The 22,604-nt window shown below is 38.9% G+C and carries 23 protein-coding genes and 1 pseudogene; 12 read left to right on the top strand and 12 right to left on the bottom strand.

The window, feature by feature from the left end; genetic code table 11:
• Nucleotides 1–330: 330 nt before the first annotated feature.
• The 4 genes from ANA_RS01715 to mtnA form a co-directional block, all read right to left on the bottom strand.
• Complete coding sequence (locus tag ANA_RS01715; protein ID WP_015078316.1) at nt 331–1,833, bottom strand: HlyD family efflux transporter periplasmic adaptor subunit; 1,503 nt, start codon at nt 1,831–1,833, stop codon at nt 331–333.
• A gap of 272 nt (nt 1,834–2,105) precedes the next feature.
• The gene (locus tag ANA_RS01710) at nt 2,106–4,760 is read right to left on the bottom strand and encodes a peptidase domain-containing ABC transporter (protein WP_148279010.1); all 2,655 of its coding nucleotides are present in this window, start codon (nt 4,758–4,760) and stop codon (nt 2,106–2,108) included.
• Nucleotides 4,693–5,433, bottom strand: coding sequence for a helix-turn-helix domain-containing protein (locus tag ANA_RS01705; RefSeq protein WP_015078314.1), 741 nt, complete (start codon nt 5,431–5,433; stop codon nt 4,693–4,695). The genes ANA_RS01710 and ANA_RS01705 overlap by 68 nt, the downstream gene beginning before the upstream one ends.
• A gap of 207 nt (nt 5,434–5,640) precedes the next feature.
• Nucleotides 5,641–6,678, bottom strand: a complete 1,038-nt coding sequence (gene mtnA / locus ANA_RS01700) for an S-methyl-5-thioribose-1-phosphate isomerase (RefSeq protein WP_015078313.1) — start codon at nt 6,676–6,678, stop codon at nt 5,641–5,643.
• A gap of 300 nt (nt 6,679–6,978) precedes the next feature.
• On the opposite strand from mtnA, the gene ANA_RS26370 reads away from it, so the two are divergent.
• The 10 genes from ANA_RS26370 (at nt 6,979) to ANA_RS01655 (ending at nt 14,997) form a co-directional block, all read left to right on the top strand.
• Nucleotides 6,979–7,155: a hypothetical protein gene (locus ANA_RS26370; RefSeq protein WP_015078312.1), complete on the top strand. Its 177-nt coding sequence runs from the start codon at nt 6,979–6,981 to the stop codon at nt 7,153–7,155.
• A 14-nt stretch (nt 7,156–7,169) separates the two neighbouring features.
• On the top strand, nt 7,170–8,345 hold the full coding sequence (locus tag ANA_RS01695) for a DUF58 domain-containing protein (RefSeq protein WP_015078311.1): 1,176 nt from the start codon (nt 7,170–7,172) through the stop codon (nt 8,343–8,345).
• 50 nt (nt 8,346–8,395) lie between these two features.
• Nucleotides 8,396–8,761, top strand: a complete 366-nt coding sequence (locus tag ANA_RS01690; protein ID WP_015078310.1) for a ferredoxin thioredoxin reductase catalytic beta subunit — start codon at nt 8,396–8,398, stop codon at nt 8,759–8,761.
• Nucleotides 8,758–9,150 (top strand): DUF309 domain-containing protein, encoded by a 393-nt coding sequence (locus ANA_RS01685; protein ID WP_015078309.1) that lies wholly within the window; start codon nt 8,758–8,760, stop codon nt 9,148–9,150. Before ANA_RS01690 ends, ANA_RS01685 begins: the two co-directional genes overlap by 4 nt.
• 444 nt (nt 9,151–9,594) lie before the next feature.
• Nucleotides 9,595–10,089, top strand: a complete 495-nt coding sequence (locus tag ANA_RS01680; RefSeq protein ID WP_041457539.1) for an LptA/OstA family protein — start codon at nt 9,595–9,597, stop codon at nt 10,087–10,089.
• A gap of 27 nt (nt 10,090–10,116) precedes the next feature.
• Nucleotides 10,117–10,845 carry an LPS export ABC transporter ATP-binding protein gene (lptB, locus tag ANA_RS01675; RefSeq protein WP_015078307.1) on the top strand — a complete coding sequence of 243 codons (729 nt, stop codon included), beginning with the start codon at nt 10,117–10,119 and terminating at the stop codon, nt 10,843–10,845.
• Between the two features lie 105 nt (nt 10,846–10,950).
• Entirely contained in the window at nt 10,951–12,066 is a 1,116-nt protein-coding gene (locus ANA_RS01670; RefSeq protein WP_041457537.1) for an LptF/LptG family permease, read from the top strand.
• 99 nt (nt 12,067–12,165) lie between these two features.
• A complete protein-coding gene (locus tag ANA_RS01665) occupies nt 12,166–12,846 on the top strand; it encodes a response regulator (RefSeq protein WP_015078305.1) in 681 nt (226 codons plus the stop codon).
• A 54-nt stretch (nt 12,847–12,900) separates the two neighbouring features.
• On the top strand, nt 12,901–14,553 hold the full coding sequence (locus ANA_RS01660; RefSeq protein ID WP_015078304.1) for a SpoIIE family protein phosphatase: 1,653 nt from the start codon (nt 12,901–12,903) through the stop codon (nt 14,551–14,553).
• Nucleotides 14,554–14,556: 3 nt separating this feature from the next.
• Nucleotides 14,557–14,997 (top strand): ATP-binding protein, encoded by a 441-nt coding sequence (locus ANA_RS01655; RefSeq protein ID WP_015078303.1) that lies wholly within the window; start codon nt 14,557–14,559, stop codon nt 14,995–14,997.
• Between the two features lie 313 nt (nt 14,998–15,310).
• Here ANA_RS01655 and ANA_RS01650 read toward each other — a convergent pair whose 3' ends face one another.
• A complete protein-coding gene (locus tag ANA_RS01650) occupies nt 15,311–15,511 on the bottom strand; it encodes a hypothetical protein (protein ID WP_015078302.1) in 201 nt (66 codons plus the stop codon).
• Between the two features lie 133 nt (nt 15,512–15,644).
• Here ANA_RS01650 and mnmE point away from each other — a divergent pair, with 133 nt between their 5' ends.
• On the top strand, nt 15,645–17,039 hold the full coding sequence (gene mnmE / locus ANA_RS01645; protein ID WP_015078301.1) for a tRNA uridine-5-carboxymethylaminomethyl(34) synthesis GTPase MnmE: 1,395 nt from the start codon (nt 15,645–15,647) through the stop codon (nt 17,037–17,039).
• A gap of 50 nt (nt 17,040–17,089) precedes the next feature.
• Here mnmE and ANA_RS01640 read toward each other — a convergent pair whose 3' ends face one another.
• Nucleotides 17,090–17,386 carry a DUF2288 domain-containing protein gene (locus tag ANA_RS01640; protein ID WP_015078300.1) on the bottom strand — a complete coding sequence of 99 codons (297 nt, stop codon included), beginning with the start codon at nt 17,384–17,386 and terminating at the stop codon, nt 17,090–17,092.
• Between the two features lie 197 nt (nt 17,387–17,583).
• Here ANA_RS01640 and ANA_RS25530 point away from each other — a divergent pair, with 197 nt between their 5' ends.
• Nucleotides 17,584–17,784 carry a hypothetical protein gene (locus ANA_RS25530; protein ID WP_148279009.1) on the top strand — a complete coding sequence of 67 codons (201 nt, stop codon included), beginning with the start codon at nt 17,584–17,586 and terminating at the stop codon, nt 17,782–17,784.
• 107 nt (nt 17,785–17,891) lie between these two features.
• On the opposite strand, the pseudogene ANA_RS25525 reads toward ANA_RS25530, so the two are convergent.
• The 6 genes and pseudogenes from ANA_RS25525 to ANA_RS01615 form a co-directional block, all read right to left on the bottom strand.
• Nucleotides 17,892–18,014: pseudogene (locus tag ANA_RS25525) on the bottom strand (1-acyl-sn-glycerol-3-phosphate acyltransferase); the annotation flags it as partial.
• Between the two features lie 36 nt (nt 18,015–18,050).
• The gene (locus ANA_RS01635) at nt 18,051–19,004 is read right to left on the bottom strand and encodes a DNA cytosine methyltransferase (protein ID WP_015078299.1); all 954 of its coding nucleotides are present in this window, start codon (nt 19,002–19,004) and stop codon (nt 18,051–18,053) included.
• A 249-nt stretch (nt 19,005–19,253) separates the two neighbouring features.
• On the bottom strand, nt 19,254–19,892 hold the full coding sequence (locus tag ANA_RS01630; protein ID WP_041458187.1) for a lysophospholipid acyltransferase family protein: 639 nt from the start codon (nt 19,890–19,892) through the stop codon (nt 19,254–19,256).
• 101 nt (nt 19,893–19,993) lie between these two features.
• Nucleotides 19,994–20,893 carry a phosphate ABC transporter substrate-binding protein gene (locus ANA_RS01625; protein WP_015078297.1) on the bottom strand — a complete coding sequence of 300 codons (900 nt, stop codon included), beginning with the start codon at nt 20,891–20,893 and terminating at the stop codon, nt 19,994–19,996.
• Between the two features lie 10 nt (nt 20,894–20,903).
• Nucleotides 20,904–21,593 (bottom strand): PspA/IM30 family protein, encoded by a 690-nt coding sequence (locus ANA_RS01620; RefSeq protein WP_235081924.1) that lies wholly within the window; start codon nt 21,591–21,593, stop codon nt 20,904–20,906.
• Nucleotides 21,594–21,713: 120 nt separating this feature from the next.
• On the bottom strand, nt 21,714–22,580 hold the full coding sequence (locus tag ANA_RS01615) for an acyl-CoA desaturase (protein WP_256369491.1): 867 nt from the start codon (nt 22,578–22,580) through the stop codon (nt 21,714–21,716).
• Nucleotides 22,581–22,604: the final 24 nt, after the last annotated feature.

Here is a 22,604-nt window from a genome sequence, read left to right as displayed (position 1 = left end):
TGCCTCCATGATTTAGTATTAATGAAGGCAGAGCCTTCCGTAATTCATTCCCATACAGAGTATGGGAACGAGGGGAAAGACTAAAGGGAGGGGACTGAATTAATTGTTTCCCCTCTTAACAAGGCTACGGTGTACACACAAGTCTTCTAGAGTTGCCCCACAACGTTTAGATCCCCCCAACCCCCCTTAAAAAGGGGGGCTAAATTCTTCAAAGTCCCCCTTTTTAAGGGGGATTTAGGGGGATCGGATAACGTTTAGCATCCTGTCTAGAGATCTGTGTACACCGTAGCTTAACAAGGGAGGACTAAGGGAGGTAATTCGATAAATTTTCTACAATTTCACTCCTCCTTGTTGCAATTTTTTAAATGGGTCAAGTAGAAAATCAATAATTCGTCGCTGACGGACAATTACCTCAGCGGTTGCTGTATCCCCTGGACGCAAAGGAATACATTTATTAGCAGTGGGAATACAACTTTTTTTGAGAGAAATTTCTAAGTTATAAGCGGCTACTTTGCCATTGGCTGTATCTATTTCTATCGTATTAGGAGAAATTTTAATTAACTCTCCTGAGATAATACCATAATCCTGAAACGGATAAGCATCAAATTTGAGTTTTACTGGTAATCCTAACCGCAAAAAACCACTGTCTGTAGTTGCCATTTGCGCTCGAATTATTAAGGGTGAATTATCTTGGGCAATTTCGGCAACCATTGTCCCTACTTGCACAACTGAACCGGGTTTTTGAATTGGTAGTTGAAATAATATCCCATTCACAGAAGCTTTAATTTCTCGCTGTCCTAACTGAAATTTTAAGGCATCAATTTGGCGTTTAGTTTGAGAAATATCTGATTTGAGAGAACTAATATCTGTGTCTAAACTTTTCTGTTGTTCGGCGATTTTTAACACTGCTGACTGACCAGAAAGGGTTAAAGTTTGATAGCTTCCTTGTTGTTCTCCCAGTCGCAATTTAGCCTGTTCAATATCGGCATGAGCTTGGCGCAAATTTCGCCCATAACTACTTTGTTGTTCTGCTAAACGTAACTTAGCTTGTTGAATATCTGACTGACTTTGTGCATATAATTTTTGCTTTTCCTTAGCGATATCTTGCTTGTCTACTAAATTGATTTCTGGAATTACTCCCTGTTGTCTGAGTTGACTATAGCGTTTTACTTCTCGCTGACTACTTAATAAACTACTCTCTGCTAATTGATTAGTAGTTTGACTATTAGTTAGGGTTTGTCGCGCTTGATTAAGTTGAGATAATCTTTCTTCTTTCTGAAATTGATAGGCATTTTTTAGGGTATTAATATTCTGTTGCGCTTGATCAATTTGTGCTTGTTTCTCTAATTGTTGAGATTGATTTTGTTGTTGTTGGGTTGCTAAGGAGACAATTAACTGATTTTTGGAGGATTTTAACTGAGAAATTCGGTTTAATTGTCCTTCCAATTTATCTTGAACTTGACGTAATTCTGATTTGACTAATGCCGATTCTAATAATAATAGAGTTTGTCCGGCTTTGACTGTTTCACCTTCTTTAACTTGAATTTCCGCAACTGTTCCCCCTACAGCCGCATCTAATTTCACGGTTTTATCTTTAGGTTCAATACGTCCTCTTCCTGTACCAGTTTCATCTACTTTAGATAGCAAAGACCAAGGTAAAACTATGGAGACAATGAAGACTAAAAGATATAATAGTCCCCGCGTCCAAACCTGTGGTAAACTATCAAGTGATTCTTTAGTAATTTCCGACCAATCTTCATTGGTAATTTCTGGTAATTCTGGTGATAAGATCTCATCAGATTTTGTGATATTCCCATTTAATGTACTTGTCATAATGCACCTTTTTCTTAGTATGAATTTATGGTAGGTTGGGTTGAGGAACGAAACCCAACTATAATCATTGTTAAATCATTGTTGGGTTTCGCTATGGCTCAACCCAACCTACGTTATTGTTTGTATGTAATTGCTGTTGATTTAGATTCTCATGAATTTGTCATAATGCACCTTTTTCTTAGTATGAATTTATGGTAGGTTGGGTTGAGGAACGAAACCCAACTATAATCATTATTAAATCATTGTTGGGTTTCGCTATGGCTCAACCCAACCTACGTTAGTGTTTGCAATTGCTGTTGATTTAGATAGAAATAATGTCCTTTTTTAGCCATTAATTCCTCATGACTGCCACTTTCAATTAACACACCTCTATCTAGTACCAAAATTAAATCAGCATTTCGCACGGTGGAAAGACGATGAGCAATTACTAAAGTAGTTTTTCCTTTGAGAATTGTGTTAAAATTCTGTTGAATTATCCTTTCTGATTCAGTATCTAAATGAGAAGTTGCCTCATCTAAAACCAATAATTTCGGATTACCTAATAATGCTCTAGCAATGGCTATTCTCTGTCTTTGTCCACCAGATAATAAACCTCCACCTTCACCAATTTGGCTTTCATAACCCATTGGTAATTTTTTGATAAATTCATCAGCACCAGCCATTTCTGCTGCTGCAATTACTTCTGATAAAGGTATTCCTGGATGTCCTAAACTGATATTTTCTCGAATTGTTCCACCAAATAAAAATGTGTCTTGGTCAACTACACCAATTTGTTGTCGAAAAGAACGCAAGGAAAGACTGGTAATATCTTGTCCGTCAATTAAAACTTTACCGTCTGTGGGGGGATATAAGCCGATAACTAATTTAGAAATGGTGGTTTTTCCTGAGCCACTGCGTCCCACTAAAGCTACCATTTGTCCGGGTTTGATTTCAAAACTGAGGTTTTCTAATATATTAATATCGCTTTCTGGATGATAACGAAATGTGACGTTTTCAAAGCGAATATGCCCCTGAATTGGTGGTAAATTCTGCCGTGATTGATTTTGTAAATCCTCTTCTGGTTCTGTGTCTAAAACATCGTTAATTCTTTCTACTGCAATCACAACTTCTTGCAATTCATTCCATAAGACAATTAACCGTTGGAAGGGGCGAATAATATTACCCAGCAGCATATTAAATGCTACTAGTTGTCCCACAGTTAACTGATTATGAATTACCAAATATGCCCCAAACCATAATAAAGCTGTGGTAGCTACTGCTTCAATTGTGTTACTGAAAATTTGTAAATTATTGCCGATAACTTGCCCGGAAAAGTTGGTTTTTATCTCTTTATTTAATAACTCTTCCCAATGCCATCTTACTGTTTGTTCTACTGCTGTAGCTTTCACCGTTCGCACACCAGTTAAAGCTTCTATTAAATAACTACTTTCCTTGGCAACTGCATTGAATATTTCTCTGGAAATCCTTTGTAAAAAGGGTGTGGCAATTAAGGCTAATAAGGCAAAAGGTGGGACAATTATTAAAGCTAATAATGCCATTTTCCAACTGTACCAAAACATCAAGCCTAGATAGATAAAGACAGTGAATAAATCTAGGAGAATTGATAATGCTTCACCCGATAAAAAGCGTTGAATTTTGCGGTTTTCCTGCACGCGAGAAATAATATCTCCCACATAACGAGTCTCGAAAAAACTCAGGGGTAAACGCAATGTATGACGAATAAAACCGACAATTAATGCTAAATCTATCCGATTAGCTATATGATCTAAAAGATATTGCCTTAAACCAGTCATAGCCACCCGAAAAAGGCTAAAAATCAACAATCCTATTCCTACTGCTGTCAGGGTCAGTTCTGACCGTTGTACCACTACCCGATCTAAAATTAATTGGGTAAATAAGGGGGTAATTAAGCCAAATATCTGGATGAATATGGAAGCGATAAATACTTCCAACATGACTACAGAATGGGGTTTTATTAACTCAAAAAATTGCCAAAAAGGTGTAGATGTCTCTTTCGTTTCTTTGAGCATTGCTGTCGGTTGTAACAACAATGTATAACCAGTCCAGTCGCTGTTAAATTCCTCATGGGTGAGGGTGCGTTGACCAATAGCAGGGTCTGCCACAATTACATATTTAGGGGTAATTTCGTAGACCACTATGTAATGTTTGCCTTCCCAATGAACAATAGCAGGTAATTTTTGCTTTGCTAACTGCTTTAAACTAGCTTTGACAGGTCTAGTAGCAAAACCTAGACTTTCTGCTGCTGTTAATAACCCTCGCAAAGATGCACCATTGCGGTCTACATTGGCAATATCACGGAGACGATTTACACTAAAACGTTTCCCCCAATACCGGGACACCATGACTAAACAAGCTGCTCCGCAGTCAGAACCACTTTGTTGAGCAAAGAATGGATAGCGCCCCATTACCTTTTGCCATAAATGCCCCACCCGTTGTCTGGGACTCGGAAAATAGGCTTTATTAATTTTTGATTCTGAGGTCAAATAGGGGGTTGAATCTGAATTGTCGTTCTCTGGAGAGCTTGGTTTTATGGGTGTATAATCTGTGTTTCTCAGGAGTGAGTATGCTTTCTCCCATAAATGTTCTCGAATTTGGGGATACTTGGCTATTAATGGCAATAGTAACTTTTCTGGCAAGAAGCATAACTGTAAATTTGCTGAAGCTCTGGCTGCATAAGGCTCAAATTTAGATTGGGGAAACAAGGTAAATTCACCGAAAGATGCCCCAGTTTCTAGGGTAGCAATTAATTCGTCTTTATCATCTAATAGTCTGACTTTGCCCCTAATGATAATGTAAATGCCCGGTTCAACATTCTTTCCTGTCCAGAATTTGCCGACTTTAGGGTTGATAGACTGAAGTTCGGGAAGATAGTGATAAAATTCTTCTGCGGTTAGTGAATACCCCAATGTATTGTTGATTTGTTGCAGAGATACTAATTGAGCGGATATATTGTGCGCCATAAATGTCTGAATCCTTTACTGCTTTGTGAAAATTAATAGGTATAATTTCTGAGGAATCGGTGGTATTTGCTTTTTTGAGGTCAGCAATTGATATTTTGGGTTCTGTAGCCGATTTTGGGCTATTTTGTCCATCATGACTGGGTTTCGGTCGAGTGGATAAGCCCATTTGTTTGAGAAGTCGCTTAAAGTGGCGATCGCTCACTTCAAAGCCAAATTCTTCGCATAGATGTTTCTGTAACCAATTCAATGTCCAGTGTTGAGAAACATGACCATAATCACGAGGATTACTGTAAAATAATTCTTTTAATCGTTGTAAGTATTCATTACTAACTAATTTAGGGCGACCAATCGGACAATCTTGCCATTGATGCGCCATTCCCTGACGAGCTATGTGTATCCAATGTCTAGCGGTTGCGGGACAACACCCCAAAATTTGACAAATTTCTGCTTGAGTTATCCCTTGGTCCGCTAACAACATAATTTGAATCCGTTGCCGCTGGGATTGAGAGCGATGTTCTTGTAATGATTTTAACAGCATTTGTCGCTGAAAATCTGTTAACAAGTTACTTGAAGAATTGCTCCCCGCTTTATTACTACTTGTCCATTGATATGTATACATAAATGGTTCAATCTCGTAAAAATCAAACTCCGCAAGCATCCTAGTTCCCTCTTAATGAGAGCTTGGCCTTATTTTAGGGATGAAAATAATTTTGCATCCGTTTAATACCTTTGTAGAGACCTTACATGGGTAGAGATTCTCGGCTCTACCTCCAAAAATCATCCGCCAATATGGCTACACCACGTAGGCTATCTGCAACGCCAAAAATTAAAGCATCTTTTTAGCCTTTAATAAATCACCTGGCAGAAAAGCCCCATTTTCAGTAATAATGGCGGTAATTAAATCAGCAGGTGTGACATCAAAAGCCGGGTTATAAAATTCCACTCCTGGAGGGGTGAGGATAGTTTCACCTATTTGATATATTTCTGCTGGGTGACGTTCTTCAATGGGAATTTGACTACCATCAATTAATTCAAAATCTACTGTAGATAAAGGTGCAGCGACAAAGAAAGGAATATTATGAGCTTTGGCGACAATAGCTAAACTATAAGTTCCGATTTTATTGGCAGTGTCACCATTAGCAGCAATTCTATCAGCACCCACAACTACAGCATCAATTAAACCTTGTTTCATGCAGTGGGCAGCCATATTATCGGTAATTACTGTCACTGGAATGCCTTCTTGGACACATTCCCACGCGGTGAGTTTTGCACCTTGTAACCGGGGACGGGTTTCGTCAGCAAATACCCTGGCTAAACGTCCTTCTTTCCACGCAGAACGGACTACACCTAATGCTGTCCCATAACCGGCAGTGGCTAATGCCCCAGCGTTGCAATGAGTGAGTATAATTAGTTGGTCTGGGGTTTGCGGTAATGCTGCCAAACCATGATCACCTATAGCTTGACAGGTTTGTAGATCTTCGGCATTGATCTTTTGGGCAGTTTCTAAAAGAACTTGTTTAATTTCGGCGACTGTTCCCACGGTTTCATAAGCCGTTTTCATCATTCTACCAATAGCCCAAAACAAATTTACCGCAGTGGGACGGGTAGAACGCAACAAATTAGCGACTGTTTCCAGTTTAGTCAAAAACTCTTGGATTTCGCTTGTTTCAATTTCCCTTGCACCTAAATACATTCCATAGGCCGCAGCCACTCCTATCGCCGGCGCACCTCTCACAATCATGGTTGTAATGGCTTGTGCCATATCTTCACTGCGGTGAATCTCCACCACTGTATATTCATTAGGTAAGCGAGTTTGATCAATGAGTGATACTGAATTATTGCGCCAAATAACGGGATAAACCATATTGTTAGTTGTCAGTTGTCAGTAGGGGCGAAGCATTTGCAAGATAAATTATCGGTCATTGCCAAAAATAGTTCTCCAAATGCTTCGCCCGTACAGTTGTTAGTGGTTAGTAGGGGCGAAGCATTTGCAAGATAAATTATCGGTCATTGCCAAAAATAGTTCTCCAAATGCTTCGCCCGTACAGTTGTTAGTGGTTAGTAGGGGCGAAGCATTTGCAAGATAAATTATCGGTCATTGCCAAAAATAGTTCTCCAAATGCTTCGCCCGTACAGTTGTTAGTGGTTAGTAGGGGCGAAGCATTTGCAAGATAAATTATCGGTCATTGCCAAAAATAGTTCTCCAAATGCTTCGCCCGTACAGTTGTCAGTGGTAATGGATGAAAGGGAACTTTTAGATATAGTAATTATCAATCATTATTCAACAAATTCATGCTCTTTTGCCTGTTCCCTGTTCCCTGTTCCCTCTTTCCCAAATTAAGTTAAAAAAGAAAGATGAAAATTACCAAAAAAATCAACAATTGGCTGGAAACCCATGCTGCTGCACCTGCTTATGGTGGTTGGGTATTGGCGGGAATTTCTGTGTGTTATTTGGGTGCAGGGATTAATACCATGGCTGGCTGGCTGTATGTGATTAGTGGAGTCAGTTTTGCTCTTTTGGGTGTATCCGGTTTTGTTGCACCGCGATCGCTTGCGGGTATAATTGTCAAACGTCGTCCCATTGAACCAGTAACCGCAGGTGATGACCTAAAAATTGAGATAGAAATTCACAATCAGAGAGAACAATCGGCGACTTTATTACAAGTTAGAGACATTCTCCCATTTATTTTTGGTCAGCCAGTCCAGCAAAGTATTGAATCTATTCCACCACAGGATAGTTATCGCTGGGTATATTATCACCCTACCCAACAGCGAGGCCTTTACCGCTGGCATACAGTAGAATTAGCTACGGGTGCGCCTTGGGGTTTGTTTTGGTGTCGTCGTCCCCGTCAGTGTGAAGCTAGGGCAATTGTTTATCCCACCGTCTTACCCCTGACTACCTGCCCTTTAATTGATGAAATCGGACAAGATGACAGCCAACGGGGAGATCCTCGTGGTAAACCTTTACAAATGGCAACAACGGGATTAGTGCGATCGCTGCGTCCCTATCGTATAGGTGATCCTACCCGATTAATTCATTGGCGGACAAGCGCCCGTTATGGAGAATTACGAGTGCGGGAATTAGAAGTAATTACCGGGGGACAAGAAATTATTATTGCCATAGATAGTTCCTTTCAGTGGCAACAAGAATTATTTGAACAAGCCGTAATTACCGCTGCTTCCTTGTATTTTTATGCCCAACAGCAACAACTGCAAGTACAATTATGGACATCAGCTACAGGTTTAATTACAGGCAATATCGCAGTTTTGGAAACCTTAGCAGCCACCAACCCTATCGAAAAAAACAGCTTACCACCGGATAACTGTCCCCTAATTTGGCTGACACAAAACTCCTTTACCACATCCACCTTACCCCTGGGTAGTCGTTGGGTACTCTGGCAAAATTCAGATTCAGCAGCAGAAACTGTCATTAATCGGGAATATCCCGGTATCATTATCCAAAACGAACAAGAGCTACAACCCCAATTGCAAAAAGCTCTTAATTTATTTTCAGGCGATTTCTCGCACTGAGCCTGATGTACAATGCAATGAAACATTAAAATTTATCAACAGCACAGCCCATGGTGACATCAGAAGTGAATTCACAATCCAGCGATAAAAGCCTAGAAGCAATGCGGCATTTTTCCGAACAATATGCCAAACGGACGGGAACATACTTCTGTTCTGAACCTTCTGTTACCGCAGTTGTGATCGAAGGACTAGCCAAGCATAAAGATGAACTCGGTGCGCCTTTATGCCCTTGTCGTCACTACGAAGATAAGGAGGCCGAAGTTAATGCCGCTTTTTGGAATTGTCCTTGCGTCCCCATGCGCGAACGCAAAGAATGTCACTGTATGCTATTCCTTACCTCTGATAATGAGTTTTCCTGCGACAAACAAGAAATCTCTATGGAGACTATCAAAGAAGTTCGGGATACTATGGGATGAACGAAACCATGTCTGAAGAGTTTTGGCAAGGTGTAGAACAGTTCAATGCTGGACAGTTCTACGCTTGTCATGACATTCTTGAAGCACTCTGGATTGATAGTATCGAACCAGATAAAACTTTTTATCAAGGTATTCTCCAAATTGCCGTGGGACTGTATCATCTGGGTAATCATAATTTAAGAGGAGCAATGATTCTTTTAGGTGAAGGTAGTAATCGTCTTCGCCGTTATCTACCCAGCTACGGCGGTATTAATGTGGAAGAATTATTTACTGAAAGTGTGGATTTGTTAAAGACTCTACAACAAGAAAGTCTACAACCAATGGCAAATAATAAATTGGCTGAAAATCAAGCTCGACTTTTACCCAGTATTTCCCTGTCTAAACTATGATTTGTGGGATTTTGATGATTTATGGGATTTATTTGCTTAATTTTTTGTAAGTGTGTCAGACTTGATAATTGTCTAAACTATGATTTGTGGGATTTTGATGATTTGTGGGATTTATTTGCTTAATTTTTGGTGGGTGTTTCCAACTTGATCATTGTCTAAACTATGATTTATGGGATTTTGATGATTTGTGGGATTTATTTGCTTAATTTTTGGTGGGTGTTTCCAACTGGATCATTGTCTAAACTATGATTTGTGGGATTTATTTGCTTAATTTTTGGTGGATGTGTCAGACTTGATAATTCGGTAACAATTAACAAATTTTTGCCAGTTGTGAGCAAAGGTTCTGGAAGCGAAACTTAAAGTTTAAAAAACCGTCCATTTTTGCTATAGGACTCATATTTGATTTTTATCTCCCCGTTCCCCGTTCCCCGTTCCCTAATTACTATGATACCTCCTTATCAATTGCTAAAATCACAGATCCGCCGCTTAGGATTGGCCTTGGTACTGCCAATTTCCCTTTTAGGTGTAGCAGGATTGCCTACCCAATTGCCACCAGCTACAGCCCAATCTGGGGGGAATCGTCCCCTGACTATCCGCTCTGATACTCAAGAATATGACGCGAAAACCCAAGTAATTACTGCCCGTGGTAATGTGCAAATGGTGTATCCGGCTCGTCAAATTCAAGCCACATCTGCTCAAGCTCAATATTTTAGTAAAGAAAAACGGATTGATTTCAGTGGGAATGTTTACATTTTGCAACAAGGTAGCAATAGTATTCGCGCGGAAAAAGTCACTTATTTAATTGATGAAGGTAAATTTATCGCCTTACCCCAATCTAATCGTCAGGTAGAATCTACATATATGGTGGAGGATGTCAATCCCAGTAGACAAACTACTAAACCGGCACCAAAAACTCCAGCCCTAAAACGTTCTAATTAGTATCTACAACCTAGATAAAACCTCATAGTGAAAATTGTTTTAGAGAATATTCACAAATCTTACGGTAAACGATTAATTGTGAATCGCGTGAATCTTTCCGTTAGCCAGGGTGAAATTGTCGGTTTACTAGGTCCCAATGGGGCTGGGAAAACGACAACATTTTATATTGCTACAGGTTTAGAAAAACCCAATCATGGCAAAGTTTGGTTAGATAATTTTGATATTACTAATTTTCCTATGCACAAAAGGGCTAGATTGGGTATTGGTTATTTAGCTCAAGAACCAAGTGTATTTCGTCATCTTTCAGTGCAAGATAATATTCTCCTAGTATTTGAGCAAACTCAAGTTCCCAGGAGGGAATGGAGACAACGACTACATACTTTATTGCAGGAATTTCGCTTAGAAAAGGTAGCTCTTAGTAAAGGTATTCAACTTTCTGGTGGGGAACGACGACGCACAGAATTAGCAAGAGCTTTAGCCGCAGGTAAAGAGGGACCGAAATTTCTGTTTTTAGATGAACCTTTTGCTGGAGTTGATCCCATTGCTGTATCTGAAATTCAGGAGATTGTCAGCCAATTACGCGATCGCGGTATGGGCATTTTAATTACAGATCATAATGTCCGCGAAACCCTGGCCATTACAGATCGGGCTTACATCATGCGCGAAGGACAAATTCTCGCTTTTGGTAATGCTGATGAACTCTACAATAACCCCTTAGTACGACAATATTATTTAGGTGATAATTTCGCAGTTTAAACTTTGCGCCTTTGCTCCTTCCCGTCTTTGCGCGAAACATAAATTATGATATATAAACAGTTTAAACCCTTCTCTAATTTCATTTCCCTATTTTCATTTTCCATCATGGATCGCTACTTGGCGATGCAATTAATTTCACCATTTTTATTTGGTGTCGGTGCATTTACTTCTGTAGTTTTAGCAATTGATAGTTTATTTGAATTATTACGAAAAGTTGTAGAATCTGGGCTACCGCTGAATATTGCTTTAGAGATTTTCTTATTAAAGCTACCTTATGTCATGGTTTACTCCTTTCCCATGTCCACTTTGTTAGCTACTTTAATGACCTATAGTCGCCTGTCTAGCGAAAGTGAATTAATTGCTTTACGTGGGTGTGGAGTTAGTGTTTATCGGATGGTTTTTACGGCTGTAGTGTTAAGTTTTGCCGTCACGATCATGACTTATATATTTAATGAGCAAATTGCCCCTGCGGCAAATTATAAGGCTACTATTACCCTAGCACAAGCCCTCAAGTCAGACCAACCTTCCTTTAAACAACAAAATATTTACTATCCTGAATATCGAGAATTTAAAGAAGCAGATGGTAGTAAAAATAAAATACTTTCTCGCTTATTTTATGCTGACCAATTTGATGGTAAGCAAATGAAAGGTTTAACAATTATAGATCGTTCTCGCGGCGGAGTTGATCAAATTGTTGTTTCCGAATCAGCTAAATGGAACGGTCAAAAACAAGTTTGGGATTTTTACAATGGGACTATCTATTTGGTAGCAACTGATCGATCTTATCGGAATATTTTACGCTTTGAACATCAGCAATTACAACTCCCGCGCACTCCTTTAACCTTAGCCGAAAATAGCCGAGACTATGGCGAAATGAATATTTCTCAAGCCCTAGAACAACTAGAAATAGAACGTTTGGGTGGTAATGATCAGAAAATTCGCAAGCTCCGAGTGCGAATTCAACAAAAAATCGCCTTTCCCTTTGTTTGCGTTATTTTTGGTTTAGTTGGCTCAGTTATGGGTAGCATCCCTCAACGCACTGGACGCGGGACAAGTTTTGGTATTAGTGTGATTGTGATTTTCAGTTATTATTTACTATTATCTGTTTCTGGAGCTTTAGCACAGGCTGGTATACTTTCTCCCATAATTGGTGCTTGGTTGCCCAATTTATTTGGATTAGTAACGGGTTTATTTTTATTAATCCGAGTAGCCCAGAGATAATGTAAATTTATAAGTCAGTTATCTAGATATTAAGTTTTTTTAGTCATAATTTCAGCAACAAAAGGCTATATATTATTTAATATCTAGCAGCATTTCGATATGAGTAAAATTCGCATTGTCGTTATTGAAGATCATTACCTCACTCGCTTCTCTATTTGCAAAGCATTACAACAAAAAAACGAAATTGAAGTAGTTGGAGAAGCTGGTAATGCCCGTCATGGTCTAATAATGTTAAAGAAGCTACAGCCAGATGTGGCAATTGTGGATATAGGTTTACCAGATCAAGATGGGATTGAATTAACCAAGGAAATTAAAGCGATCGCTAATCATCGTCAATTATCAAATACAAAGGTATTAATTCTAACGTCATCTGATAATAAAGCATCTGTACTTGCAGCCTTTAGCGCTGGTGCAGATTCCTACTGTATGAAAGATATCCGGTTTGATAATTTACTCGAAGCTATACGGGTAACTGCTGATGGTAATCCTTGGATTGATCCGATGATTGCTCGGATTATTTTAGAAAAGGCACAGCAGAAGACACATTTTGTCCAATCCAATGATAATAAACCACCTGTTAACTCTAGTATTCTCTCAGACAGAGAATTAGAAGTGTTAAAATTGATTACCAAAGGTTGTAGTAATGATGATATCGCCAAGAGACTTTATATTGTAACTGGAACTGTGAAAACACACATTAGCAATATTATGAATAAATTATGTGCTAATGATCGTACAGAAGCAGCAGTAATTGCTCTGCGTTCTGGCTTAGTTACATAATTATTAAATTAAGGACATCTTGCCATTCAAAGATGTGGAAAGTTGAGTCAAATTATGACTGATAAAAAGTTAGATAAGCTCAAGCTCATGGTGGTAGATGATGAGTTAGATAACTTAGATTTACTCTATCGCACATTTTGGAAAGATTTTAAAGTCTATAGAGCTAATAATGCCAGTGAAGCCTTGGCTATCTTAGAAAAAGAAGGTGAAATGGCTGTGATTATCTCTGACCAGAGAATGCCCGACATCAACGGTAGTGAATTATTAAGTTTGACGGTTGAGCGTTTTCCTGATACAATTCGGATTTTGCTAACTGGTTTTACTGATGTGGAAGATTTAGTAGATGCAATTAACTCTGGTCGCGTATTTAAGTACATTACTAAACCTTGGAATCCCAACCAACTTCAATTATTAGTTAAGCAAGCTAGTGACACATATCGCTTAGTTAAAAAACGGGTAGCAGAATTATCTCGGGCATTGCGACGGGAATCTTTATTTAATGCTATGACAAAGGCAATTAGAGAATCTTTAGACTATAACAATATGCTGCAAAAAGTTGTTGCCACGATGGGAGAGACATTTGCGGCTCATAATTGTTTACTCAAACCAGTAGAAGATGATTTATTAATACAACAGCCATTTTGCTATCAAAATCCTCAATCTGAAATCTGTAATTTACTTCCAGAACCTAGTGAGTTAATTGCTGAAGTTTTCCAAACCCAACATTATCAAATAACAGAAAATTTTTATAAAGATATCCCTTATCAATACTTGGTTATTCCCCTCATTTATCAACAACATTTACTAGCTATTGTTGCTATTTGTAAGTTAGGAAGCGATCAGATTTGGCATCAAGAAGATATTCAACTAATTACAGATGTGTCCGAACAAGCTGCTTTAGCAATTTCCCAAGCCAAACTCTATCAAAGTCTGCAAGAAAAACAACAACAAATTCACCTGGAGTTGGAAGTAGCTCGCCAAATTCAACATAATATATTACGGCAAACCTTACCGGAAATCACAGGTGTAAAAATCCAAGCTTGTTGCTATCCAGCAAAAGAGGTTGGGGGTGATTTTTTTGAGGTATTTGTCCATGCTAATGGTGATTTGTGGTTAGCAGTTGGTGATGTTTCTGGTAAGGGCGTGCCAGCGGCTTTGTTTATGGCTAGTACGATTTCTCTGCTGCGTCGGGAACTATCTCAAGAAGTACCTGTAGAGCCAAATGTGATGATGCAGAATCTGAATTATGCTCTGAGTGATGACTTAATCAGCAGTAATTATTTTATCACGATGGTTTTAGCCCGTTATCACCCAAGCACAAGAGAACTTGTCTATGCTAATTCTGGGCATATTTATCCTTTTATGTGGTCACAAAAAACAATTTTTAATGATTCTCCCCATTATCTGAAAGTTCGGAGTATTCCCTTGGGAATATTACCTAAATGGCAAGGAGAATCTGGCCGTTTGATTCTTGCTCCCGGAGATACATTACTGCTGGCTAGTGATGGAATCACGGAAGCAACTGGATGGGAAAATTTAGACAATTCCCGCACAACTAATCGTTCTATGCTCAATCAAGCAGGTTTGTGGCAACTGATTAAAAAACAAACTCAATCACTTAATCTGGATAATTTATTAGCTGTTATTCAAGCCAACAATGATCTCCAAGAAGATGATCAAACTATACTCTGTTTGGAGATTTTATAGGTTATGAAAAGTGAACTTCATGTTCCTAGTGACCTGAGTTTTATCAATATTGTAGAAAACTGGTTATTGGGATGTTTACAATTGCATCTAGGGGAATCTGTTGATTGGACAAAACAATCAAGTCTGTTACGATTAGTTTTGATAGAAGCATACTCTAATGCTGTTCGTCATGCTCATAAAGAAAAGCTAAATTTACCAATTTTACTGCGTTTAGAACTGAAAGGCCGAGATTTATCAATAGAGATATGGGATCATGGGGAAGGTTTTGATCTGTCTACTTATTTTCCACCCAACCCCCTTGACAGACAAGAAGGTGGTTATGGTTGGTTAATTATGAATCGGTTGATGGATAAGGTAGAGTATAAATTACAGGTAAATGGTGCTAATTGTCTGAAGCTAGAAACGACTCTCACAGAACTATTGCCTGATGTTTTAAGAGATTGACAATCTCAGGTCTAAATACACTGAGATTGTTTAATCAAAGATATGACTTGCTCTACCAAGTTTTCACTAGTAGTCTGTCAAATTTATTTTGACGGGTTTTTGGTAGTGCGGGCCGAAAAGCCCGCGTGAGCGAGACGCTCACACTACAGTCCATCATTTTTATCTTGACAAACTACTAGGTAAAGTAAAGAAATCAATTCAAAATAAGTTGCAGAAAATTATTTGCTAATACCAGGAAATTCTCTAATTTACACACCATATTTAAATAAAATGATGGTGAAATGGGAATATTGCCTGTCCAAATTTCATCTCATTAAGAATCTTCTGGAAATACCCATGTTGGTGGTTCTGTGATTTTTTTCCGCAATCTTTCTTCAGCTATTTCTAGCATTTTGTCTAAAGAAGTTTCTTCAATAAACTTTGAAGTTGATTCTCTAAACTCGATATTGGGACATTTATCACCTAAAACGCAACCGTTAACACAGGCTTCAGCACAGTTAATTTTTTGCTCCACAATTAATTCCTCTCTAATTTGGGTGTTTTCACTTGGCAAATAAATTTGCCCTAATTTGTTTCTTAAACTAGTGTACTGTAGGGGTTTAAGATTGCGCTTTCCTCCTACTTCTAAATTTGTAGAAAAACGGCTCATGTCGGAATTATTAGCTAATACTGGAACTATTGCGGCGATCGCTACTGCTGTTGTCCCTCAGCAAGGTAGTGTAGGTATTGTGCGGGTTTCTGGTGATCAGGCAATGGCGATCGCGCACACTCTATTTTACGCCCCAGGGCGACAAGTTTGGTCAAGCCATCGCATCATTTATGGTTATATTCGTCAACCCCAAACTAAGCAAATTGTTGATGAAGCTTTATTATTAATAATGAAAGCCCCTCGGTCTTTTACCCGTGAAGATGTGGTAGAATTCCATTGTCACGGGGGAATTATGGCTGTACAACAGGTATTACAACTATGCTTGGAAAATGGCGCAAGATTAGCTCAACCGGGAGAATTTACATTAAGAGCATTTTTAAATGGCAGATTAGACTTAACCCAAGCGGAAAGTATAGCAGATTTAGTGGGAGCAAAATCACCTCAAGCTGCTCAAACGGCTTTGGCTGGATTACAAGGTAAATTAGCCCAACCTATCCGCAAATTACGGGCTAATTGTTTAGATATTTTGGCAGAAATTGAAGCCAGAATTGATTTTGAGGAAGATTTACCACCTTTAGATCAGCAAAGAATTATTGCAGATATTGAGCAAGTGACGGCGGAAATTAGTAAATTATTAGCCACAAAAGACAAGGGTGAATTACTGCGAACTGGTCTAAAAGTGGCGATAGTGGGGCGACCAAACGTGGGAAAATCGAGTTTATTAAATGCTTGGAGTCAGAGCGATCGCGCCATTGTCACCGACTTACCAGGAACAACCCGCGACGTGGTAGAATCTCAATTGGTTGTGGGAGGAATCCCCGTCCAAGTATTAGATACAGCGGGGATTCGGGAAACAGTAGATCAGGTAGAAAAAATCGGTGTAGAGCGATCGCATCGTGCCGCTAATGATGCTGATTTGGTATTATTTACCATTGATGCGGCCTCCGGTTGGACATCAGCAGATCAAGAAATCTATCAACAAGTAAAACACCGTCCGGTAATTTTAGTCATTAATAAAATTGACCTGATTTCATCAGCAGAACAAGAAAATCTTCAATCCAAAATCCAAAATCCAAAATCCAAAATTCTCACAGCCGCAGCCATAAATCAAGGAATTGATAATTTAGAAACAGCGATTTTAGAAATAGTTCAACAGGGAAAAGTTCAAGCCGCTGATCTGGATTTAGCAATTAATCAAAGACAAGCAGCAGCTTTAACAAAAGCCAAGATTGATTTAGCACAAGTGCAAATGACAATCACCGATAAATTACCCTTAGATTTTTGGACAATTGATTTAAGAGGAGCAATTCAAGCATTAGGAGAAATCACCGGAGAAGAAGTTACAGAATCGGTTTTAGATCGGATTTTTAGCCGCTTCTGTATTGGTAAATAAGATCATTTATTGTTTGCAGTCCCCTAATAATATCTCAAAATTGCAGTATTTTAGACCGTGATGATTTCTTTGATGATCACATAAGGTTCAACAATCAGAGCATTAAATCGCTTCTCACGGTTGAGATTCCATTCTCCCACTTGATCTATTGTCGGTTTGGCTAATAATTGTTCATCTATCCAATGTTGCACTGAAAGAATATTATCACTAGCGATCGCTTCTCCCACATCTAATAAGTCTAAATTCTCCGCTACCAAAATCACCGCATCTTTTTGGACATGGGGAATTAACCACTCCCATTCTGCTTCATCGAGATTTTGCTGTAATTTTTCCCGTAATTCCGACATAATTCCCCACTTTATTGATTATTAGTTTCATTTTACCTGATCAGCAAGCCCTAGTTAGTGCAGGGATATACCTATAAGATGCGAAACTATGTAAATAAATATTACAAAATCTACGGTAGTAATTTACTTTTTGCCCGTAAGTTGGTATATAAAATAGTTAAGAATAAATTAAAAAAAAGTTAAAGGGAGCTTAAAATATGGACACAACTAATAACAACACTCCCACAGGAGACAATCCTGACAATAATAAAACTAATCCCAACGATGAGGAAGGTGAAAACTGTCACCATAAACTAGTGTGGTCTTGTGATCCAAACAGTTATCCTCGTTGCACTTCTCAATGGGTACTGGAGTGCGAGCTAATCTGTCATTTACCTGAGTCCGACCTCAGAGAATAACCTGCAAATATTGATTAAAACCCTTATGGGGTAGGTATACTTCGACCCTTCGACAGGCTCAGGGCATCGCAGGCTCAATACAAGTCTTGTCTGCCATATAAAAAATTTTACCCTCCGAAATCGTGCATTTCATTAATTGCGTTCGCACACCTTTGAGTAACCCTTTCCAATTCCTCTTTCTTAGTAGAAATGGGAGCATCAATTAACTTCCCAATTCTCAGAGTTAAAGGTTCAGAAACCAATTTTTTAGAAGTCATGAATTTTATTTAAACAGTCAGTGGCATCATAACATTAGATATGTGGTATTTATTATAATCTTCAATATACATTAGCAGACATTTAGCAACATATTCTGCTAATTTAACGGGTACAGCATTACCAATCATCTGTTCTAAATCTGTTTTTGAACCTGCAAAAATAAAATTATCAGGGAAAGTTTGAAGATAACTTCTTTCACGAGTAGTTAATGGACGCAAATCTGGTGTTAATGGTGCAACATCTCCGGGGTGTTGTTGATAAGTTTTAGGTATTGGTCTATTCACACCTCTAATAGTCGGACTTGGTTCATCAATACTAAAAATAGCCCTTCTTTGATAACTTCTAGGATGACGATAATAATATTCAATCCCTAAACTATTCCCTAAATAATCTCTAATAGTTGTCGGTTTTTTAGATAAATTAGCTTCTAGATAAGTCTTGAGATTATCATCTTGACCACCAAGTTCTCCTATACAGAAGAATCTCTTTCTTTTCTGTGGTACACCGCATAAACTAGCATCTAATACTTTTTCTGTTAAACCATAACCAGCAGATTTAAGAATTTGCTTAAACTCTTGATATTTGTGGGATTTTCTAAACAATTCTACATTTTCTAAAACAAACCATTGACTAGAGACATTAGCTACTATTTCAGCAAATGTAATACTTAAATCTCCTCTCCCTAAATCTTCATTACGCTTACCAGCACTAGAAAAATCTTGACATGGTGGACCACCAATAATTACATCAGGTAAAAATTGTTTAAATATTGAATAATTATTATTTACCTGACTCAAATCATATTCAAAAATCGGATGATGAAAGTTTTGCTGATAAACATTTATGGCAGATTTCCAGTTTTCAAAAGCAGCAACAATCTCAAATCCACTATTTTGAAATCCTACTGATAACCCACCACAACCAGAGAATAAATCTATGACTTTTAAGGAAGAGGATTTCATTTGTATATTTATTCGTGTAATACCAATTTTATGTAAGGCTGCACAGAATAAAAATTATCCGCGTTTATCCGCGTTTATCTGCGTTTGATTATCTTTTAAATCTTATTCTATGCAGCTTCATCTCAATTTGGTGCAGAATGTCTAATTGCATTAGAATGTTTTTGATAATATACTTAGATAATAACGCATTTATTATGTATACTGAAAACTCTTGTGGGGTAGGCATCTTACCTGCCCTATAATAAATTCTTACCTGCCCAAATCGTGCATGGCATTAATTGCGTCCGCACACATTTGAGTAACTCTTTCCAATTCCTCCTTCTTAGTAGAACTAGGAGCATCAATTAACTTGCCAATTCTCAGAGTCAAAGGGACTGAATGAGGTACAGGAGAACCAGGTTGTAAAATCTTCTCACTTCCCCATAAACACACAGGTAAAAAAGGAGCTTTGGCCTTGGCTGCGAGGAGGGCTGCACCTCTTTTGGGGTCATGAATGCGACCATCTGGCGTGCGTGTACCTTCTAAAAACACACCCACAGCCCAACCATTATCTAAATATTCTAAAGCGGAACGGATAGCATTGCGGTCAGCACTACCGCGACTTACAGGATACGCACCGTATAATTTAATGGCTTGTGATAAAACAGGAACTTTAAATAATTCTTCTTTAGCCATATAAGCAACTGGACGACGCACAGAAGTAGAAACTATGGGGGGGTCGAAGTAACTAGCATGATTACTAACTACTATGACCGCTCCAGATTGGGGGACATTTTCCGCACCATAAATCTTGCCGCGAAAGTATGTGTGCAGCAAAGGGCTAATTACCGACCACTTAAAGGCGTGATACAGTGCTAAACTAATTAAGGGTTCACGAGTTCTAGTCACAGAAGATAATATAAATAAAATAGAATCCAAAAGTCAGAATTCAGGAGTCAGAACTTATTTTAACCTCTAACTCCCAAATCTAACTGCTGATTTTGCCTACATCAGTTTCCTACCGTTAAAGCCTGTTGTCCTTGAGGTGAACTAGCATAACCTAGAAATGCTTGTACTCCAGCACTAGCAGGGTCTTTATAGATATAATACAGTGAACGTTTGAAAGGATAACTAGCCGCTTCTGGAGTCAAGCCTTCAATAGCCACGACTCGCACGGTTTGCTGATTAGCAACTTGAGCAAAAGTCGCATAGCCGATACCATCTTTTTTCAAAGCTTGAACTAAGGGAGTTGTGGCATCTTGGGGTAAGGTCGTAATATTGGGTGTAGTCCCAAAATTAGCTCCTTTTAAGACTAATTCTTTAAAAGTTTGATGTGTGCCACTAATTGCTGGACGATTAATGACGCGGATAGTTGCGGCTGAACCACCTACGGCTGACCAATTATTAATTTTTCCCTGAAATATATCTGCAACTTGACTGCTGGTTAATCCTCGGTTGAAAGGATTGGCTTTACCGACTATCAGAGCGATCGCATCTTGTGTTACAGTAACAGCCTTCAATCCCTGACTTTGCTCCTGTGCTGTCAATGGTCTAGAAGCTGCCGCAATATCAACTTTACCAGCTAAAAGATCCTGAATTCCCTTATCTGTCCCATTCGCTACAGCATCTACTTTTGTACCGGAAAACTGTTTCTCAAAGCCATTTTTGAGATTTTGGTTAATTGTCACCATACTCGTAGAACCGTCTATTTTGACAGTCGTACCACTAGCCACTGTCTTTGGTAACGGAAAAGCCCCAGAGGTCGCACCAGCAGGAGAATTACTTTCTGGCTGCGTAGCTGTCGGATTTGGGGCAGGATTACGCATAAAAAACCACCAGTAACCACCACCCAAAAGCCCTAAAAATAGCAAAATAAACACAATAGGAGGTGGACCGCTTCTCTGACTCATAAATTCCTAATTATTCTGGTAATTGTTTAGATTGGGAATCTTGTAATCTGTGCAAACGACGAGCAACTTCGTCATCTAATGTCATAGTTTCAATCTCAGCCTGGAGTTTTTCGGTAGGATTTTCCGATAATTCCACCAAAGCCTCCGTCTGTAAATTTCGACGCTCTACAGCCCCCTTAGCCTTTTCAAAATCACTTTTAGCCGAGCCAATATCAAATTCATTATTAACTTTAGCAATCATAGCCAGAGCTTCATTTACCTCTGACATATCCTTCATATTCTGCATATCGGCTTTGTAGCTTTCTAACTTCATGCGCTCACGGTTAAGTTTATCTTTAGAAGCTTTGACCGCAGTTTCTGCTTGTTTAACCATTTCCTCCAGTTTGGGCAAAATTTGCTCTGTTTGAATTGCCTTACTCATGGCCATTCGCGCAGCTTCTTCATTACCACTACGTTGAGCAATCATAGCTTGTTGCTCTAGAGTTTTGGATTCTGTAATTTTTGCCTCATATTTGCGTTTAGCAGTCTTATATGCGCCCTCTTGAGCCGCAACTGCTCCCGCTAGTTTCTGAACGGCTTCTTGCATTGACTGAAGGGATTCTTCAGCAACTGCTACAGCCACTTTACCACCAGACTCTACAGGCATTCCCCATAACCAGTTCCAAGTCCCAACTATGGTTCGCCCTGCCCTTTCGCCCATTATCCAATAGACAGCTTTTTTCATAACTGAAAGTTATTGCAATAAGGATGGTTATGGTAATATTTGTACCTTAAAAATAGCCGAAAAATTAGCATTTAAGCAATTTCTTGGTGTACAAATTTATTTTTTAACTATACCAACCATCATTTCTGGCTCTGTACTGACGCTGTATGCCGCTTCTAGAAGTTCTACTTCAGAGGGTAGTTTCAGATGAGAACTTAAGTGTAGTCTTTCCAGAAGCCGAATAAACTCATAAGTGGGATCTATCAAGTAGATAACTTTACCTTCCTTGACAGAGAAACCATGACGGGCTGACCACTGAAATGCGTGGTGCATATTATGCCACCCTTCACCAAAGGTAAGTAGTGCCACAAACCAGTTATTCCGGCTGTAGTCATTGCTGACAAACGGTTTTTCTCCAAATATATGAGAAAGAGAGTTGACAAAGGCAACGCAATGGAAAAGTATCATTGTACTCAAGAAGAAAGCACCAAGAAACTCCAGTCCACCTATCCAGAAAGAAATTACCCCTAAAAGAATGAGGGGAATAAAGTGTAACCGGTCTATGGTTTTAAGTACCCAATCTGCTTCCAAATCAGCAGGAAGACTAGGCGGAAAAAAGTTTCGAGATAACAACCATCCACATTGCGACCATAGGAAGCCTTTAAAACCTGTAAATGGTGCATGGGGGGAGTGGCTATCGTCTGGTTTATCAGAGTTATTGTGATGTCCCTGAATATGATGACCCTTCCACCAGTTAGGACCCATTTGTCCTGAAGAACAGGCAATAATGCTACCAATCCATTTGATGATCATCGGTGCCTGATAAGATTTATGAATAATCAGCCGATGGTAGATGGCTGTAATACTCATCATTCTAATAACATATAGGGCAACTGCCCAAAGAATACTCCTCCATGAGAGTCCGGTGAATAAGGGAAGGAATGATCCTAAGTGGGTTACTATTATTAAAAATGGTCCCACCATGTAACCAAAAGCTAAAAGTCTAGG

Source organism: Anabaena sp. 90 (genome assembly GCF_000312705.1).
Lineage (GTDB): Bacteria > Cyanobacteriota > Cyanobacteriia > Cyanobacteriales > Nostocaceae > Dolichospermum > Dolichospermum lemmermannii.
The sequence above is the reverse complement of the archived record's forward strand: the minus strand, read 5'-3'. Positions and strand labels throughout refer to the sequence as shown.